This is a genomic window from Desulfitibacter sp. BRH_c19 (assembly GCA_001515945.1).
GTDB lineage: Bacteria > Bacillota > DSM-16504 > Desulfitibacterales > Desulfitibacteraceae > Desulfitibacter.
This window is the reverse complement of record LOER01000047.1, coordinates 74,578-92,189: the sequence shown is the minus strand read 5'-3', so window position 1 is coordinate 92,189 and position 17,612 is coordinate 74,578. Positions and strand designations below refer to the sequence as shown.

Annotated in this window: 20 protein-coding genes; 15 read left to right on the top strand and 5 right to left on the bottom strand. The window is 34.3% G+C overall.

Annotation, left to right across the window (positions count from 1 at the left end; all coding sequences use genetic code 11):
* Position 1: 1 nt before the first annotated feature.
* Complete coding sequence (locus APF76_18265) at positions 2 to 1,219, bottom strand: transposase (GenBank protein KUO48825.1); 1,218 nt, start codon at positions 1,217 to 1,219, stop codon at positions 2 to 4.
* Between the two features lie 515 nt (positions 1,220 to 1,734).
* On the opposite strand from APF76_18265, the gene APF76_18260 reads away from it, so the two are divergent.
* Genes APF76_18260 through APF76_18235 form a run of 6 tightly spaced genes read left to right on the top strand, consistent with a single transcriptional unit; the run spans position 1,735 to position 5,754 of the window.
* On the top strand, positions 1,735 to 2,295 hold the full coding sequence (locus tag APF76_18260) for a hypothetical protein (GenBank protein KUO48824.1): 561 nt from the start codon (positions 1,735 to 1,737) through the stop codon (positions 2,293 to 2,295).
* Positions 2,285 to 3,283 carry a hypothetical protein gene (locus APF76_18255; GenBank protein KUO48823.1) on the top strand — a complete coding sequence of 333 codons (999 nt, stop codon included), beginning with the start codon at positions 2,285 to 2,287 and terminating at the stop codon, positions 3,281 to 3,283. Before APF76_18260 ends, APF76_18255 begins: the two co-directional genes overlap by 11 nt.
* Entirely contained in the window at positions 3,283 to 4,209 is a 927-nt protein-coding gene (locus tag APF76_18250; protein ID KUO48822.1) for a hypothetical protein, read from the top strand. Before APF76_18255 ends, APF76_18250 begins: the two co-directional genes overlap by 1 nt.
* On the top strand, positions 4,199 to 4,798 hold the full coding sequence (locus APF76_18245; protein ID KUO48821.1) for a hypothetical protein: 600 nt from the start codon (positions 4,199 to 4,201) through the stop codon (positions 4,796 to 4,798). The genes APF76_18250 and APF76_18245 overlap by 11 nt, the downstream gene beginning before the upstream one ends.
* A 25-nt stretch (positions 4,799 to 4,823) precedes the next feature.
* A complete protein-coding gene (locus tag APF76_18240; protein KUO48847.1) occupies positions 4,824 to 5,474 on the top strand; it encodes a hypothetical protein in 651 nt (216 codons plus the stop codon).
* Positions 5,475 to 5,490: 16 nt separating this feature from the next.
* Entirely contained in the window at positions 5,491 to 5,754 is a 264-nt protein-coding gene (locus APF76_18235) for a hypothetical protein (GenBank protein ID KUO48820.1), read from the top strand.
* A gap of 141 nt (positions 5,755 to 5,895) precedes the next feature.
* On the opposite strand, the gene APF76_18230 is transcribed toward APF76_18235, so the two are convergent.
* Both APF76_18230 and APF76_18225 read right to left on the bottom strand, forming a co-directional pair.
* Positions 5,896 to 6,084, bottom strand: coding sequence for a hypothetical protein (locus APF76_18230; protein ID KUO48819.1), 189 nt, complete (start codon positions 6,082 to 6,084; stop codon positions 5,896 to 5,898).
* A gap of 74 nt (positions 6,085 to 6,158) precedes the next feature.
* Positions 6,159 to 6,359, bottom strand: a complete 201-nt coding sequence (locus tag APF76_18225) for a hypothetical protein (protein ID KUO48818.1) — start codon at positions 6,357 to 6,359, stop codon at positions 6,159 to 6,161.
* A 647-nt stretch (positions 6,360 to 7,006) separates the two neighbouring features.
* On the opposite strand from APF76_18225, the gene APF76_18220 reads away from it, so the two are divergent.
* Positions 7,007 to 7,234, top strand: a complete 228-nt coding sequence (locus APF76_18220; GenBank protein ID KUO48817.1) for a hypothetical protein — start codon at positions 7,007 to 7,009, stop codon at positions 7,232 to 7,234.
* A gap of 76 nt (positions 7,235 to 7,310) precedes the next feature.
* Here APF76_18220 and APF76_18215 read toward each other — a convergent pair whose 3' ends face one another.
* Positions 7,311 to 7,946 carry a hypothetical protein gene (locus APF76_18215; protein ID KUO48816.1) on the bottom strand — a complete coding sequence of 212 codons (636 nt, stop codon included), beginning with the start codon at positions 7,944 to 7,946 and terminating at the stop codon, positions 7,311 to 7,313.
* A gap of 210 nt (positions 7,947 to 8,156) precedes the next feature.
* Between APF76_18215 and APF76_18210 the strand changes: the two genes are divergently transcribed.
* The 6 genes from APF76_18210 to APF76_18185 all read left to right on the top strand — a co-directional run bounded on the left by APF76_18210 (position 8,157) and on the right by APF76_18185 (position 15,287).
* Positions 8,157 to 9,296 carry a hypothetical protein gene (locus APF76_18210; GenBank protein KUO48815.1) on the top strand — a complete coding sequence of 380 codons (1,140 nt, stop codon included), beginning with the start codon at positions 8,157 to 8,159 and terminating at the stop codon, positions 9,294 to 9,296.
* Between the two features lie 70 nt (positions 9,297 to 9,366).
* Positions 9,367 to 10,503 (top strand): hypothetical protein, encoded by a 1,137-nt coding sequence (locus APF76_18205; GenBank protein KUO48814.1) that lies wholly within the window; start codon positions 9,367 to 9,369, stop codon positions 10,501 to 10,503.
* A gap of 91 nt (positions 10,504 to 10,594) precedes the next feature.
* The gene (locus tag APF76_18200; protein ID KUO48813.1) at positions 10,595 to 11,092 is read left to right on the top strand and encodes a hypothetical protein; all 498 of its coding nucleotides are present in this window, start codon (positions 10,595 to 10,597) and stop codon (positions 11,090 to 11,092) included.
* 12 nt (positions 11,093 to 11,104) lie between these two features.
* Positions 11,105 to 12,391: a hypothetical protein gene (locus tag APF76_18195; protein KUO48812.1), complete on the top strand. Its 1,287-nt coding sequence runs from the start codon at positions 11,105 to 11,107 to the stop codon at positions 12,389 to 12,391.
* Positions 12,392 to 12,425: 34 nt separating this feature from the next.
* Positions 12,426 to 13,871 carry a hypothetical protein gene (locus APF76_18190; GenBank protein ID KUO48811.1) on the top strand — a complete coding sequence of 482 codons (1,446 nt, stop codon included), beginning with the start codon at positions 12,426 to 12,428 and terminating at the stop codon, positions 13,869 to 13,871.
* Between the two features lie 768 nt (positions 13,872 to 14,639).
* Positions 14,640 to 15,287, top strand: coding sequence for a hypothetical protein (locus APF76_18185; protein KUO48810.1), 648 nt, complete (start codon positions 14,640 to 14,642; stop codon positions 15,285 to 15,287).
* A 120-nt stretch (positions 15,288 to 15,407) separates the two neighbouring features.
* On the opposite strand, the gene APF76_18180 is transcribed toward APF76_18185, so the two are convergent.
* Positions 15,408 to 16,040, bottom strand: coding sequence for a hypothetical protein (locus APF76_18180; GenBank protein ID KUO48809.1), 633 nt, complete (start codon positions 16,038 to 16,040; stop codon positions 15,408 to 15,410).
* An 89-nt stretch (positions 16,041 to 16,129) separates the two neighbouring features.
* Between APF76_18180 and APF76_18175 the strand changes: the two genes are divergently transcribed.
* Together APF76_18175 and APF76_18170 are read left to right on the top strand one after the other, a co-directional pair.
* Positions 16,130 to 16,393, top strand: coding sequence for a hypothetical protein (locus APF76_18175; GenBank protein KUO48808.1), 264 nt, complete (start codon positions 16,130 to 16,132; stop codon positions 16,391 to 16,393).
* A gap of 292 nt (positions 16,394 to 16,685) precedes the next feature.
* Entirely contained in the window at positions 16,686 to 17,441 is a 756-nt protein-coding gene (locus APF76_18170; GenBank protein KUO48807.1) for a hypothetical protein, read from the top strand.
* Positions 17,442 to 17,612 lie beyond the last annotated feature (171 nt).

The window sequence follows — 17,612 nt, the reverse complement described above, 5'->3', positions numbered from 1 at the left end:
GCTATATTGCCAGCTCAGGCTTTAATCTATCCTCAAAATAAATAGCAAACTGGGATATTGCTGTTTTCCATTGCCTAATGGGTGCAGTCCATTTCTTAGAAGCATCCATGGTTCCTAGGTATATCATTTTTATTAAAGCCTCGTCAGTCGGGAATATAGTTTTAGTCTTAGTTATTTTCCTTAGTTGTCTATGATACCCCTCGATGATGTTGGTAGTATAAATGGCTTTTCTAAGGTCATATGGGTATTTAAAGTAATTGGTTAATTCTACCCAGTTACTCTCCCAAGATCTAATTATGACGGGATACTTCTTACCCCATTTTTCTTTAAACATCTCAAATGCAAGCTCAGCTTCTTCAATGGTAAGAGCTTGATAAACTTTCTTCAAATCAAACATTAACTCTTTTTGTTCTTTATGTGGTACATATCTCAAGGAGCTTCTTATTTGATGAATAACACACAACTGAATTTCTGTCCTTGGAAAAACAGTATTAATGGCTTCTGAAAAGCCTGAGAGTCCATCTTTACAGGCTATTAAGATGTCTTCTACACCTCTATTTTTTATGTCATTACATACACCTAACCAAAAGCTTGCACTTTCATTTTCACCAATCCAAATGCCCAGTATATCCTTTATTCCTGCCAAGTTAATGCCAAGTACACTATATGCAGCCTTATTAATTATTCTGTTTTCCTTGCGTACCTTAAAGTGAATTGCATCAAGGAACACTACAGGATATACCCGATCTAATGGGCGTGATTGCCATTCAGATACCAGGGGTAATATTTTGTCAGTTACTCTGCTTACTGTAGATGGGGATACTTCAATGCCATAAATGTCTTTCATGCTATCTTCTATATCACGAGTAGACATACCCTTAGCATACATGGCTATAATCTGATCTTCTAACTGGTTTGAGGTTGTTTCATACTGTTTAACTATCTGCGGTTCAAAAGAGGCATTTCTGTCTCTTGGTATTTCTATTTCTGTATTGCCAAATCTAGTTTTAATTGTCTTTTTAGAAGCACCATTACGACTATTACCAGAGTTATTACCTTCGGCACTATGCTTTGGATAGCCTAAATGCTCATCCATTTCTGCCTCAAATATTTCCTGTAATGTGTCTTTGAAAAGACCTTTTAACATTTCCTGTACATCTTCTACAGTACGACAGTTTCTTGCTAATTCTTTTATTGTCTTGTTTTGTAAGTCTTGCATAAATGGACCATCTCCTTTTAATGGTATTTTTATCCATTTACACAAAACTTAATACATTCTCAAAAGTTTGGATATTAGTGAAAGATCCTCATATAATAGACTGATTTATACTCAATTTTGTTGATTTTCATGATTTTTTCTTAAATAGGAAAAATAAATCTTATTTCAATGGTATGCATCCGCTAACAAATATCCTGCTAAACCAATTACTACATCTATTTTACATACTTTACTATGCGTATAGAGTTTTCCTACCAAACTGAAACATATATTTTTTAAGGCCACCTTAGTTTTTAAGATGCGTCGCTTATGTCGCATTCTGTCGAAGGATTTTTCAAGGACTTTATCCTTATGTGGAGAATTGTGGAATAAAGCAAGGAGATAATTGTAAAAAAAGTAGTTGTTATACCTTAAATACAAAAATATACAATACTAGAAGGTTTTTTAGATTATATAGTTGATTAGTAAGTATCCTTAATCAAACAGTAAAACTGAAATAGCGAGGTTATCCAACTATGAACTACCCTGTGTTGGTTCTTTCAAGTGGTGGAATTGATTCAACTGCGGTTATTAAGTTTTATTTGAATCAAAGTTTTGAAGTCTCTACACTTTTTGTGGATTATGGACAATTATCTTTAAAAAATGAGGAGAAGGCTGTAACTAAGGTATGTGAGTATTATAATGTTCCATTGAAAAAAATTGGTTTCTTTGGTTTTAAGAAAAAAACAGATGGTTTCATTCTAGGTAGAAATGCATTACTGCTACACATTGCTTTAATGGAGTTTAAGCAACCCAAAGGACTTATAGGTATTGGCATCCATTCAAGCACTAGCTATGTTGATTGTTCTAATGAATTTGTAAACATAATGCAAGCTTCATTTGACCTATATACTAATGGTTGCATTTCAATTGGTGCTCCTTTTCTAAATTGGGGCAAGAAAGAAATCTGTGAATATTGTGTAAATAATCAAGTTCCATTAAATTTAACTTATAGTTGTGAATTAGGCCTTGATCAGCCATGTGGTAGATGTTTATCTTGTAGAGATTTGGAGGTTATTTATAAAGATGATAGCTAGAAGTACAGAATTAAAATTACCGTCGGGAATGACCATTAAAACCCCTATACTAGTTCCATCATTTTCTAGTAAAGGTTTTCGAGCAAACAAACATGGATTATCTGAAGTAAATCAACCTTTAAAAACGACTTCAGAGGTATTAACTGAGTCCATGTTAGTTAGTGCTTATGACTTGTATTATAAACACCTTATTGTTGAGACATATCCAACCGACCTTGTGATTGTTGATAGTGGAGGATATGAAACTGGGGAAAGCCATGACTTTTCTTCAGTATGGCGTCATAATTATGAAGTTAGGGATTGGACAGAGGAAAATCTTCATGAAGTTTTATCCAGCTTTCCTAAGCATATTGATACAGTTATTGTAAACTTTGACCATGGAGCATTAAGAAGACCGATAACGGATCAAATTCAATCAGCAAAAGAATTCTTTTCTTGTTATCCAGATAGAATTTATGATTTTATTATAAAGCCTGAGACTGAAAATCAACAGTACATACAGATGAAAGATATCCTTAAGAACATTAAAAACTTATCGGGATTCCATATTATAGGGGTAACAGAAAAAGAGTTAGGAAACTCATTATTGAAGCGGATGGTGAACATTGCTTCAATACGAAGGGAACTAGATAAAGAGGGTTTGAATTCTCCCATACATGTTTTTGGGAGTCTTGACCCCATTACTTCATGTCTATATTTTCTTGCGGGCGCAGAAATTTTTGATGGGCTGACCTGGTTAAGATATTCTTACTTAAATGGGAATGCGATATATAATCAGAATTTTGGAGCGATTGCTGTGGGGATACAAGCTAGGGATGATAAGGTATTAGCAAAGGCAATAGTAGATAATATCTATTATCTGCAAAATCTACAGCTCCAGATGAAGAATTTTTTGAATGAAGAGAACTTTAATGTGTTTAAATTTAATGAAGATTTTTTTAAAGAGGCCTACGAATCACTTAGTGCTGAATTAGGAGGTATGGTCTAATGGGAGGGTCAGGCGGAGGATTTTTTGGAGGAAGCTCTAACCCTGAAGATTTAATTCAAAAGTTAAGAAAAGAGGAAGAAACTGCTCAAGATCAAGCATTTGAAACTTCGGTTAATGAAATTATTAGTCAGTTATTAACGAATTATAATGATAGAGACAGAGAAACAATTGATATTCACCTGGAGACGATAAAAACAGCATTGGAAAAATATATTTACGGTACTGTGGACTTGATATTTGGTGGTTCCGTTCAAAAACATACTTATGTGGATGGAATTAGTGATATAGACACTTTAGTTCTATTGAATAATACTGAACTGGAAGGATTATCCCCTACACAAGTAAAACAATACTTCATAGATAGACTAAAAGAGAGATTGCCTCAAACCAAGATTACTGCTGGCAAGTTAGCGGTAACTATAAAATTTAGTGATGCGGAAATCCAGATTTTACCTGCAGCAAAGTATAGAGATGGCTTTAAAATACCCAGCCCAAACGGAGAAGAATGGTCATATATAAAACCTAGGGCTTTTGCTAGAAAGCTATCTGAAGTGAATAGTGCTAACAATTCTAAGGTTGTGCCAACAATAAAAATAATAAAATCAATTATTTCTTACTTGCCTGAAAACAGGAGGCTATCTGGTTACCATACTGAGGCACTTTCTATAGAAGTTTTCAAAAACTATCAAGAAGAAAAGTCACTTAAAAAGATGCTTAAATATTTTTTTAATGAAGCACCTAAGCACGTTGTAAAACCGATAAGAGACAAAACGGGACAATCTATTCATGTTGATGATTATCTTGGTGGTGAAAAAAGTCTGCCACGATTGCTTATTGCCGACACGCTAGCTAGAATAGGCCGCCGTATGAAAAACGCTGATGGATCCAAATCATACGAAAAATGGTGTGATATACTTGGAAAATAGTTACAGAGATGATATTAAACGTCATTTCAAAGTTATTGATATGATGTTAACAGCCCATTCCGTGCTAAGGGATAAAAACAATATATACTCTAAAATATCGGATGTATTGCTATTTATTTTTGCAGTTATACTTAATTCTGTAGTACTAATTGATGTGTTTAATTTACTGCAGATAGATGATAAAATAGTTTCTATTCTAATTGGGGGTAGCTCGGTTTTTTTACTTATACTTTCTCTAGTATCATTGCTAATGGGATGGAAGGAAAAAGCTTTGAAACATAATCATGCTACTATATTATTATCTGATTTAAAGTTACGTTGCAGAGAGCTTAGGATTGAACCAGATCCATCACTAGAGTATATCAAAAGAGAAATTGATTTATATAATAATTGTTTAAATAGTCTGCCGATTAAAATACCAGAGAGAGAGTTTTTAAAATTAAAAGCTTATCATCAAAGAAAGATAATGTTAAGTAAAAAAATAAGTCAATACCCTGGAAGCTCTATATTTCTAATAAGAATAGTATTATGGTTTGAAGGCAACTTAGAGCTGTTAAAATGTTTTAAAGAAAGAGGTGGAGGTGATTAGTAATAAAAATAATATTTTTGAAAAAATGCTTTATTATTATATGGAAGCTAAATGGGAAATAATTGAGCAAGGTTTCCACCCAGAAATAGACTGGCAAGAGGAAATTATTTTTGAAGAAGTTACTGAGACCGACTTTATTCGGGAAGCTGCTTGGGTAATTCTTTCTAGTGGTATGCGGGAAACAGTTATTAGAGGTAAATTTGAAAAGATTTCTAAGGCTTTTTTTAATTGGGCTAGTGCTGAAATAATACATCATAATTCTAGTGATTGTAGAAAACGTGCATTACAAGTTTTTCGCAATACAAAAAAGATAGATGCAATTATAAAAATTGCATCACATGTATATTTTGAAGAATTTGAAACAGTTAAAAGTATTCTGTTGCAAGAAAAAACAATATATTTAAGGAGGTTTCCTTTTCTTGGCCCTGCAACTTCATATCATTTAGCAAAGAACATCGGGCTTCCAGTCGCCAAGCCTGATAGGCATTTATGTAGAATTGCTGAAGCAACTGGTTTTGAAACACCAAATGAGTTATGTAACGAAATTGCTCAAGCTCTTGGGGAAAACATTTCTGTAGTTGATTTAGTTCTCTGGCGATTTGCGACTATAAATAAGAATTATATTGAATTTTTTACAAGAGAATACTGCAAGGAATATCAGTTGTTAAAGGTTTAGCAAAGGAGTCGAACTTGTGATAAAAAAGATTAAACTTATACTCTCGATTTCAGCACTAGCTTTTATATTATTGAATATGTTTTATCTTCTTGTAGTAAATAGAGCCGAAATAATAATAACTCTCCTAAACAAGTTTAATGTACCACCTTTTCCAAAGCTATTAATTACGACAATTATTATATTAATAGTTGTTTATGGTGTTGGGAAATTACTTATTTATATCTATATGGTGCGACTAGAAATGCTTCGTGAAAAATACCAAGAGGACATAAATAAATAAAAATTATTTTTGATGTGGTATTTTAATAAATACCAACAATAAAGGGTTTTTTAGGGTATTCCAATTTATTGATCTATAGCCAAATTACTCCGAATAAATATACGTCATTTGCTGTCATTATGTGCAGAACTCTCGGCAACTTTATGCTTCCAAAATGAACTTTCGGAAAACATATGGTTCCAAAAAGCTAAAAAGCCAACGTAAAAGTGGGCTTTTTTGGTGTATTTTCGGCAAAGTTATGGTTCCAGGCGTGGCAAACTTATGGGTTAAGTCACAAACCTCTCCTGGTTTTGGAGGGGTTATTTTTTCAGCAAATAAGTCATTTATCATATTAGAAGCTTCTTCTTGCATCCCAGGCGTGAGATGGCTGTACAAATCTAACGTTATTCCAATAGTCTAGTGCCCTAACCTTTCTTGAATAACTTTGGGATTGATGCCTTTTTTGAGGAGCAAACTGGCATGCGAATGTCAATATCATGTAGTCTAGCTTTTGGTAATTTTGCTTGCTCTAAAATTGTTTGAAACCATCTAGTTAAGTTCTTTGGCTCAATCATTGTTCCATCTGGATGACAGAACAAAAGATTGTTGTCCTGATTTAAGCTCATGGTTTATATAACCATGGGTTTTATTTTAAAGTAAATTTCAACATTTTTATAAAAAATGGTTGATAATCCTTAGATTAATTAAATCATTGGGATGAATCTTCAAAAGAAGAAAGAGTTGATTCAACAAATGCAATAATTTTTGCAAATTACATGACGCATTATATGATCATGGTTTTATATCTTTGACTAATAATTATGAAATTATATACTTCCAAAGTTTTTAATTTTGTAAGCCAAGGTGTTTTAACAAATTTAGTTTTTAGACACCCAAGGCGTGATTCCCCAAATCCCGTCTATCTGCTGCACATAGTGAAAACATTTATTAACTCTGGGGTAGCCAGTAAATATTATCTAGTTTGAGATTTATGATGTTCCGCTGCAAGTAAATCTTCCATGGAGCAACATAGGAACTACGGGAGGATACAAGCAAGGGCACTAATTAGTTGGCTGGAGAAAAAATCCAGTAACGATTAGAGTAAAAGTTTCATAGGGGGACAATATATAATGACTCTTGGCTTTTTAGGAAATGAAGAAACCTTGGTAGAACTCCAGCCATAGACTACCTACAAAAAAATAGGATATACCTTTATTCAGGGAGATAAACTGAATCCTGAAACTGGTGAGAGAGAAAGTTTACTGAAGTTATTTTGGTAAAGCGTCTTAAAAATGCCCTAAAAGGCCTAAAGCCCTGGTTTAGTGAAGCTAATCTTAACAAAGTAGTCAGATACCTAACACTCCCAGAAAGCTTGGGACCAACATTGCTTGAAATCAATGAAAAGATATATGATGGAATAGTAAACTTATCCTATGCCGTGGATCAGGGCTTAGATGGCAATACTTTAAAGTTTATTGACTGGGATAACTCTCAGGCATAAAGCACTAAATTTAGCAGGGATTAATGTAGTCATTAATTATAGGGGGCAGGTAATTTTTCAATATATTGCATCCTTATTAGGTAATATGCCTATCCAGATGCTCATCAATTTTTTTGGGGTCTCCTTCATGAAGTAGTTGTAAATAACTATAATGTTCTTTAACCACATTATAAAAGCTTTCATGTTTTATTCCTTGGTACAAAAAGCGAGAATGGATTTTCCCTACAATACTATTCCAAATGGGTAATAAGCCAGGACCTCCTGCTTTTTGAACAAGAAACTGGTGGAACTTTAAATCTTGTTCTGACATAAGGTCGAGGTCATCATTGGAACTGGCTTTCTCCATATCTACAATGATTGTGTGTAAATAATCAAAATCTTGTTTAGTGAAATTTACGTGCGCTCTTTTTGCAGCATAGGATTCTACTATGCGTCTAATGGGTACAAATACTTGATCCACCTCTTCATTAGAGATTTCAGTTACTACAGTTTCCCTATATGGATGTGAGAAAACTAGCCCTTCCTGCTCCAATTGCCTAAAAGCCTCTCTAATGGGTCCACGGCTTATTCCCATCTGTTCCGAGATGTCTGCTTCTCTAATTCTATCCCCTGGTTTTATGTTGCCTTTAATAATGGCTTCTCTAATAGATTCATATGCAACTTCTCTTAAGGATTGGCTAGATTTCTTTTCAAATCTAAATTCAACGCTCATAATATCGCCCCTATAAATGTCATTATTAGTATTTTACAACATTTTAGAAAAAAGTCAATTGTTAACAATTAAATTGTTGACAATTGACAATGAAGTATAGTATATTTTAGTCAAAGTGTAGATGCTTTATAATAGCTATAAGGAGGGGCTGTTTAACATTATTATTACAATAATCTGAAAATACATACAACTAGAACGGAGGAGATACTAATGAAAATAACTAAGGTTGAAGCTATTCCGGTAAGACAAACGAACGAGGTAAAATTAATAAATGATAGTGCTCAGGATGGGATTATAATTAGAATACATACAGATGAAGGTATAGTTGGTTATGGTGAGGTGGACTCAGCACCCTGGGTAGTCAAAGCAATTATTGATTCACCTATTTCACATCGGATTTGTTGTGGGTTAGGTGAAGTAATTATAGGCGAGGATCCATTTCAAGTTGAAAAAATATGGGAAAAGATGTACCTTGCAAGTACATTCTATGGACGACGTGGTGTTGCCATACATGCAATGAGTGGTATTGATATAGCATTATGGGATATAGTTGGGAAGGCTTTAAATAAACCAATATACCAAATATTAGGTGGAAGTTACAGGACTAATATTCGTGCATATGGAAGTACTTTGATGCCGTATACCCCCGAGGAAGCATATGAAGAAACTCAAAAGTGGTGTTCTGAAGGATTTACAGCCTTAAAACTTGGGTGGGGGGGATTTGAACAAGGTTCTAGGGAAATTGTAAAGTTAGTGGAAGTGGCAAGAAAGGCAGCAGGGCCAGTTATTGATTTAATGTTTGATTTAGGTTTTATACCCTCGCCAGATAATCCTATTGATGCTGTTTCAAGGATTCTATTGGCTAATGAAATAAGAGAATTCAATCCTTATTGGATTGAAGAGCCTTTATTTCCAGATGATTTAGATGGTTATCGCAAATTAGCTGATGCAGTAGATACTCGTATAGCGTGTGGCGAAAATGAAACCACGAGGTACGGTTTTAGACAGTTAATAGAGATTGCGGGTGTTGATATAGTTCAACCAGACGTTACCCGCTGTGGTGGCCTTACGGAAGCAAAAAAAATAGCACAATTAGCTCAGACACACCATATTACGTGTGTACCACATGCTTGGAGTAGTGGAATAGTCATAGCTGCATCTCTACACTTAATAGCCTCCATTCCAAACGGTTGTTTACTAGAATATTGTACATGGGACACTCCTATCAGAAAAGAATTGTTAGTAGAAGACATAGTAGTTAAAGACGGATATGCTATGGTTCCCCAAAAACCTGGGTTAGGAATTGAGATAAATGATAAAGCAATTGAAAAATATCGCTGTGACAAATAACAGGGGAATTATCAGATTATTGTGCACCTTTAAGGTGTTAATAATATTAATTTAAAAGGAGTTGTTATTAATGAAAAAGAGATATCTAGGTTTATTGCTCGTATTCTGTTTGGCAATAATTATGACTATTTCAGGATGTGGTTTAGAAAAAAGTGTTAATCAAAACTCTGAACCTGATTCCCCGGAAGCAGAAGAAACGACGTCAGAGAATTCAACAAATAAAGAATCTAGTTTTAAAGACGTCAAAGCTGACTATACACTAAAGTTATCATTGCAGGATCCAGCTACAAACAATAGCGAAATGATTGCAGCAAATATTTTTAAAGATTATGTAGAAGCGCAAACCAACGGCAAAGTACAAATACAAGTATATCCTGGGGCACAGTTAGGAAACGAAAGAGTAGTCTTTGAGGCCATTCAGGGTGGAGATGTTGATTTGGGTATGATTACTGATGGACCAATGGCGGGCTTTGTACCTGAAATTACCGTACTTTCACTTCCATATATTTTCAAGTCCCATCCTATTGCTTGGGAAGTATTAGATGGTCCTTTCGGCAAAGAACTTAGTGATTTAATTTTGGATGAAACCGGTGTTAGAACGGTTGGTATTGCATCTAACGGATTTAGATCTTTCTCTACTAATAAAAAGTTAATAAAGACATTAGAGGACTTTAATGGTATGAAGATACGTGTAATGGAAAATCAATTATACTTAACAATGGTAAATGCCTTGGGAGCACAAGCAGTCCCCATGGCAGGTGGTGAAGAATTGTATAGTGCATTACAACAAGGCGTAGTGGATGGACAAGAAAATCCATTAGATATTATATATCAGTTTAAGATTCATGAAGTTCAAGACTACATTACTGTCGATAACCATACTTTTAGTAGTAAATGGCTTGTGATAAATGATGAAAAATTGCAATCTATGCCTAAAGAATATCAACAAATAATCGCAGAAGCAGGGATAATATGGAAAACACACTTACAAGGACCAAAAGAAGCTGCAGCCTTAGCTGCATTCTCCCTCTTGCAGGATGAAGTTAAAGAAATTTACGTTTTACCGAATTCAGAAAAAGAAAGATTTCGTGATGCATGTCTTCCTGCTGTAATTGAATGGCTAGAAGAACAAACTGGAGAAGAATGGATAGAAAAGATTCAAAATGCTGTAAAAGATGCAGAAGAGAAGCTTTACAGCGAGTTATAACGCGACTTATTGACATGTTTTCATTCTTAACCGTGCCCTTGACAACCAAAAAGGGCACGGTTAATTTAAAAGAGTTGCATAGGGGGTAATTATGATCCTAAAAATTATTAGTGAAAAGATTAATACTGTAGTGGAAGTTATACTCTTTAGTATGTTAGTTACAATGACAATAGCAGTCTTCTTACAAATTTTGTTTCGCTATTTGCTAAATGCGCCCTTATATTGGACAGAGGAACTATCTAGGTACTTAATGATCTGGATTGTTTATCTAGGTTCTAGCGTAGGAATAAAAAGAGGGGCTCATGTAGGCTTTAGTTATTTTGTTAATTTGGTTGGACCAAAAATAGCTAATTGGTTCTATATGATGTCTTTCTTAGGCATCGCTGCATTTTGCGTTAACATTACCTACTATGGATTAATAGTTGCATTAAGAAATATGAAACAGCTAAGCCCTGCTTTGCAACTGCCTATTGGATTTGTATATATGGCCTTACCTGTGGCCGGAGTTTTATGTTTAATACAACTCATGCCATTAATTATAAATACTTACAAGAAGATAACTACTAAAAGTTTTGAAATAATGTCTTAAGGGGTGGCACAAGTGATTATCTTATTTATATCAATTGTTTTTCTATGCTTTCTTATTATAGGTACTCCAGTTTCTTTTGTTATTGGAATAACCGCAATGATGGGTGGTGTAATTGACAAAGGAATATCACCGACTGCTTTAACCACAAGACTAATAACTGGTATAGATACATTTCCTTTAATGGCTGGAGCTTTCTTTATACTTGCAGGTGAACTAATGAGTAATGGTAGTATTACTAAACGTTTAGTTCAATTTGCAAAAGTGATCATTGGTAGAGTCAGGGGAGGAACAGCACAAACTGCTGTTCTTGCAAGTACTTTCTTCGCAGGGATAAGTGGAGCTGCTGTAGCTGACTTAGCTGCATGTGGATCCATTATGATTCCTGCGATGAAAGAAGAAGGTTACGATGATGGATTTAGTACAGCCGTTCCAGTAGCAGCTTCTGTTAATGGCCCCATAATTCCCCCTAGTGTTATAATGGTTATTTATGCTATGTCTACTGGTACTTCAATAGCTGCATTATTTTTAGCTGGTATAATTCCAGGAATTTTAATGGGTGTTGGTGTTATGTTGCTGGTTTATTATTTTTCTGTAAAGCGAAATTATCCGCGAAATGATGAAAAATTTCCACCACTACGAGTATTTTTGAAAATCTGTCAAAAAGCATTATTGGTTTTAGTAATGCCAGTAATAATAGTTGGTGGTGTTATAAGTGGCATTTTTACAGCTACGGAATCAGGTAATATTGCTGCAGTTTATGCATTACTGTTAAGTGTTATAGTCTACCGTGAATACAGCATAAGAGATATTTATAGAATTTTTGTAAACTCTGCTGTTACTATATCGATAGCTCTATTAGTTATATCAACTGCTACTTCTTTATCGTGGATACTGGCTGTGGAGCAAATCCCACAACAAGCTATGATGCTAATTTCTTCTATTACAAATACTCCAATAATTTTCTTGCTTGTACTTAATATTATGCTGCTGTTTGTAGGAATGTTTCTAGATCCTGGGGCTGCAATTATTCTACTAGCACCAGTTCTCATGCCATTAGGTGCCCACTTTATGATTGAACCGCTACATTTAGCCATAGTTGTTGTTCTTAACTTAACGATTGGTTTAGTTACTCCCCCAGTAGGTGTATGCTTATATGTAGGAGCTGGGATTGGAAAAATAACAATTGATACTCTTGTTAAAAACATGATACCATTTGTAATTGTACACATTCTTATTCTGTTATTAATTACTTATATTCCACAGATAAGCTTATTTGTACCAAGATTACTTGGGTATTGATAAAGCAGTAAAGTCACTAAGAGGAGTGTTCAAAATGAATGCGACAAATGAGAGGACAATATTTGATATTAAATTAGATAATGGTATAGATATTTTAATAAAGAATGGATGTATCATAGATGGTACGGGTAATCCATCTTACCATGCAGATATAAGTATAATAAAAGATAAGATAGTCTTGGTAACCAAAGATTCTCATTATATTAATGCCGCAAGAGTCATAGATGCCACGGACAAGATAGTTTGCCCAGGGTTTATTGATGCACACAGTCATACAGATTCTACAATATTTTTAAACCCTACTGCTGAAAGCACCGTACGTCAAGGAATTACAACTGAAATTGTAGGCCATTGTGGAATGAGCGTAGCTCCTATAACTGAAGAAGCGAAAAGTAAAGGTTCGGGAGGTTTTGGCTCTTTTAAAGGAGTGGATATTCCTCCTTGTAGTTTTGGGCAATTTCTAGAATTAATGGAGAAAATGGGAACTTCAATTAATATTGCTTGGTTGTTAGGTCATAACACAGTAAGAAGTGTAGCTGGTGTGTCAGGCTCTACTGTATCTTTAGAACAATATAAAAAGATGGAAGTAGTAGTTCAGGAGGCAATGGAAGCAGGTGCTATCGGCTTTAGCACAGGGCTTGAATTTGAACCCGGGAGATCAGCAACAATGGAAGAGATTATAAGGCTAACAAAGGTTATGGGTAAATATGGAGGGATATATACGAGCCATATAAGAAACAGAGATTTTTTAATACAGGATGCTATTGAAGAGTTCATTGAGGTTGTACGAGGGTGTGATGTTAAAGGGCAGGTATCACATTTAAATATAAGACATAATACAGGGGCACCTGAGGGGGCATGGCAAAAAGCTGTAATGACAATTGAAGCAGCAAGAGCGGAAGGGCTGGATATTTTGACGGATTTTACACCATTAAGATATGGAATAGGTCAGATGTCTGCTATTCTTCCAAAATGGTTACGAAAGAATGGGACTCTGGAAGCTTCTAAAATGCTGCTTGATCATTCTGTGCGTAGTCGCCTTCGTGCAGATTGTGACCGATACTGGCGATTTATTCATCGTGGTGAATGGGATAGGGTTAGGATGCAGAGTAACCCTGCATATCCTGAGTTAAATGGTAAGACTTTTATTCAAATATCACAGAACTGGAATAGAGATCCCTGGGATTGTTATTTTGATATACTTGCAGCTGCAGGATCAGAAATGGATAGCATTGTATTAGTAGCTCTTCTTTTCACAGAGGAACACTGTCGTGAAGGAATAAGCCATCCCCTTTTTATGCTTAATGTTGATGGATATAGTACACGTATAGACGGGCCACTAGCTGAACAAACACGTTACCCTCTTCATTATATGGGTATGGTACATTTTTTAACCTATCATGTGCGAGAGAAAAAGACTTTGAGACTTGAAGAAGCTATACGGAAAATGACTAGTATGCCTGCCAACCCAGGTTATTAAATCAGGAGAACACACAGGTGCAAGGCCTGGGGAAAATTTACTAAGAAGTTAAAAAGTAGATTGTGTTCTTTCCGATTCTAAACACCTTTTAAGTAGAAATTAGCTTATTAAGGAATTTTCAAATACAAAAGCAAGAGCTATTAAATTTCTTAATAACTTCCTCCTCTAAGAGGCTAGCACTTAGGTGATAGTCTCTTTGTTACGTTTATTCAAATGCGTTTAATCATATATGTATTTTCAGTAAATTATTCAACCGAGATATTTTTCATGAAAAACACAGTTTTACAGCAGTTTTAAAAATGAGCTTTTTTACACAGCAGTTATTCGGTAACCTTTCCTATTTCCGAGGGGTTATTTTTTCAACAAATAAATCATTTATCATATTAGAAGCTTCTTCTTTTATGCTGAATCATGGGGCAACCTGGGTGTCAGCGGGCAATCGATAGGGGTGCTAAGCAGATAATAGATTTGCATACACATATAGGTAATCCTGTTTAGAATTTATTTTTAATATTTCCGGCGTTTACACATTAATGCATTTTAATATTGTTTACTTATCTCATTCTACTGGACTAAACAGTATAAGACCCCCTAATGCTACATAAAGTAGTTAAGGGTCTTTTTGCATTGTTGGGAAAGTAGTAAGGTTTATAAGCTATTGGGAGGAAAATACTTTTGACATATGGCACATGCAAAAAATGGAAATGCTATTTTTATTCTAGGACAATCTAACACCTCCATATCTTGTCTTAGGAGGTGTTAACGTATATGACTAAAGAGATAAGGAAGGATTTAAGAGATTTAAAAACCTTAAGTGAAAATGAAAAAGAAATGCTGGAAAGATTGTTGAAAATAGCATTTAATGATTTTGATGACGGGGAAAAAAATGTTATTGCTGTGTCTAGCGATATAGAGAAAGAACTAGAGGCAATAGAAAGAAGGAAAGATTTTAAAAAGCCAAAAAATATAGGCAAGGGTAAAAGTAATTATGAATTATTTAAAGAGACCAATGTTTCCGAAGAGATAAAAAAGACGTATGAATCACAAGTTAACTCTGGGGACTTAAAGCGTAACCATATATATGCAATTAGAAAAGCTGACAGTAGCGGAGAACTTTCTTCACTTCGTACCGAAGATCAGTTAACTGCAATAGGCAAAATTATTGAATCTATTAATAAAAGAAATAGTAAATTTACTGAAGAAATTTCCACTTTACACTTAAAAGCTGGAAATAGAAATCAGTTTAATATTGACAATTGGTACAGTTGTATCTGTCGCCTAATTAAAGAGTTGCAAGAGAAAATTATTGATAGTGATGATTTGATAGAACATTTAAGCATAGATCAGAAAAGGCATTTATCAGACCAACTAAAAGAGCTTATTCCTTTAGCAGATGGGATGGTAGAGAAACTATAGTGATAAAATTTGCAGAGTACTATTAACCTGGCTAGCCGCCTAAGAGGGCCTTTGGCTTTAGATTTTAATCCGTCTACTTTTGGTAATTTGTTGGGTAGTGGTGTTTTTAAACATAACTGTTTAAAGGAATTTCTTAAAACTTTTGGGGGTAAGTACTTTTATCAAATTATTAGGAAACCTTCTTGAGCGTGCTACTTCTAAAAATTTAGTAAGATTATCTCTGTCCAGTAATATTACATTATTGTTTCTAGCTAACTCTTGTGCAGTTGCGGTAAAGTACTGATTGGTTATTGCCATGGCAGTATCAGCTTTGTAGTTCTTCTTAGCCTCTAAAGATTCCTGGACGGCTTTAAGTCCAACTTTACCATGAGCAAGTTTTTTTACTTGAACAACTGTTTTACTTTTCTTTTCAATAATTAGATCGGCTTTCAAATCTCCAGAAGCTTTTGTTCTAATTACCTTTTCACCTAGATCTCTAAACAAAACTTCTGACCACATTTCAAAGGATATGCCATCCATAATATCAGTAGCTATAATATCATGTTTTCGTATATCATTTAGTCGAAAGCATTTTTTGAATTGTATTGCTCCTAAAATTGTAATCTGTGTCCCTAACACTTGTAATAAGAAATCAGTTTGAGCTCCCAAAAAGGTTATTGGAATAGAAGTTATTAATAATATTTTTTCGCACGTAGTGATTTTTGGGTAACAAGGTTTTAATTTAATTTTTGCGTAATTCTTATGGCTTGACATGTGGTACATCACTCCAATATTAGTGGTTTACCTCATTGTATTAAGTAATGCTGTCTTTAATGTCAATGTTGTAATAAGGTTTTTAAACAATGCTTTATACAAAGCTATTTAAGCTAATAAAGATTGCAAACGTTAACCTTTCCGATAATGCTTGTGCAGTAGATTTTATTAGCTGTTTAAAATGTGAGTGTACTAGCCTGCAATTTATAATAGTTAAGACGATATCAGTTCGTGGCACTATTAGAAAAACAGTCACTTTTGGGCAAACTATTTTTCTAGATATTGAAACTGTAGTAAAATATTATGCAGTTGTAAAGGAGAGCTATTTTAACTTGCTGGTAACTTGCAAATAAGTAGAAATTGAGATGACAGACCCTTCTCCATTAGACCTCATCATTCTCTAGATGCCATTTTGGTCAAATCTTTTGACTGGCACGGAGGTAAGCATTTTTTAAATTAACCAAATATAAAATATGTGACTACGAAATGACCAGTAATATTATAAACTCATTTAAAATTAACACTTTATAAAAAATATAAATTATTTTTCAATACTAGCAGGAATTTAAGTTTTTGTGTCTAATTATTAACTCACAATGAAAAACAAGGTACCACAATGCGAAACTAGAAAAATGGAGGTAATTTATGCAGACTGTTCAAAGTATTGATAGAGGAATGGATATTTTAGAGGCATTTACTTATGAAAAACCTGAATTAGGTTTAATGGAAATATGCCACATAGTAGGATTAACTAAAGGAACAGTATATCGAATTGTTTATACATTAGCAGAACGCGGTTACATCTCTAAAGATCCAATTTCAAGTAAATACCGATTAGGCCCTAAAGCCTTTGAAATTGGTAGTGTTGCTATGAGTCAAATGGAAATACGAAGGACTGCAAATCCATTTTTAGTTAAATTAAGTAATATAACAGGAGAAACGGTTCATTTAGTAATACATGATAGAGGTGAAGTACTATATTTAGATAAAGTTGATAGTCCGCAATCTATTCGGATGAATTCATTTACTGGTCAAAGATTACCAATGCATGCAACAGGTGTTGGTAAAGTATTATTAGCATACATGAGTGAAGAAGAAGTTAAGTCAATATGCAATATAAAAAGTTTGCTCCGTATGACATCGAATACTATTGTTTCTTATGAAAAATTAGTCCAAGATTTAGCTGTGATAAAACAAAATGGCTATGCATTTGACAATGAAGAAAGTCAAGAGGGTTTACGTTGTATAGCTGCTCCAATTAGAGATTACTCTGAAAGGGTTATAGCTGCAATAAGTGTATCCATCCCAATAATGCGTTTTGGTGACGAGAGGGTTCCTTCATTGTTAAAGAACGTGTTAGAAATAGCGGCTGAAATATCATATCAAATGGGATATAGATAGAAATAGATTTGCAATTTATGCGAAACCGGGTGCCACGATGTAAAACTGGGGGGGCTATAAGGAAATATTTGTCGATAATACAAGGAGGGGATAAATAAACAAAAAAATTGGTATTACACTAATAAAATGGGTTATAGGTCATGTGTAAGAAATTTATTAATTAAAACGAGG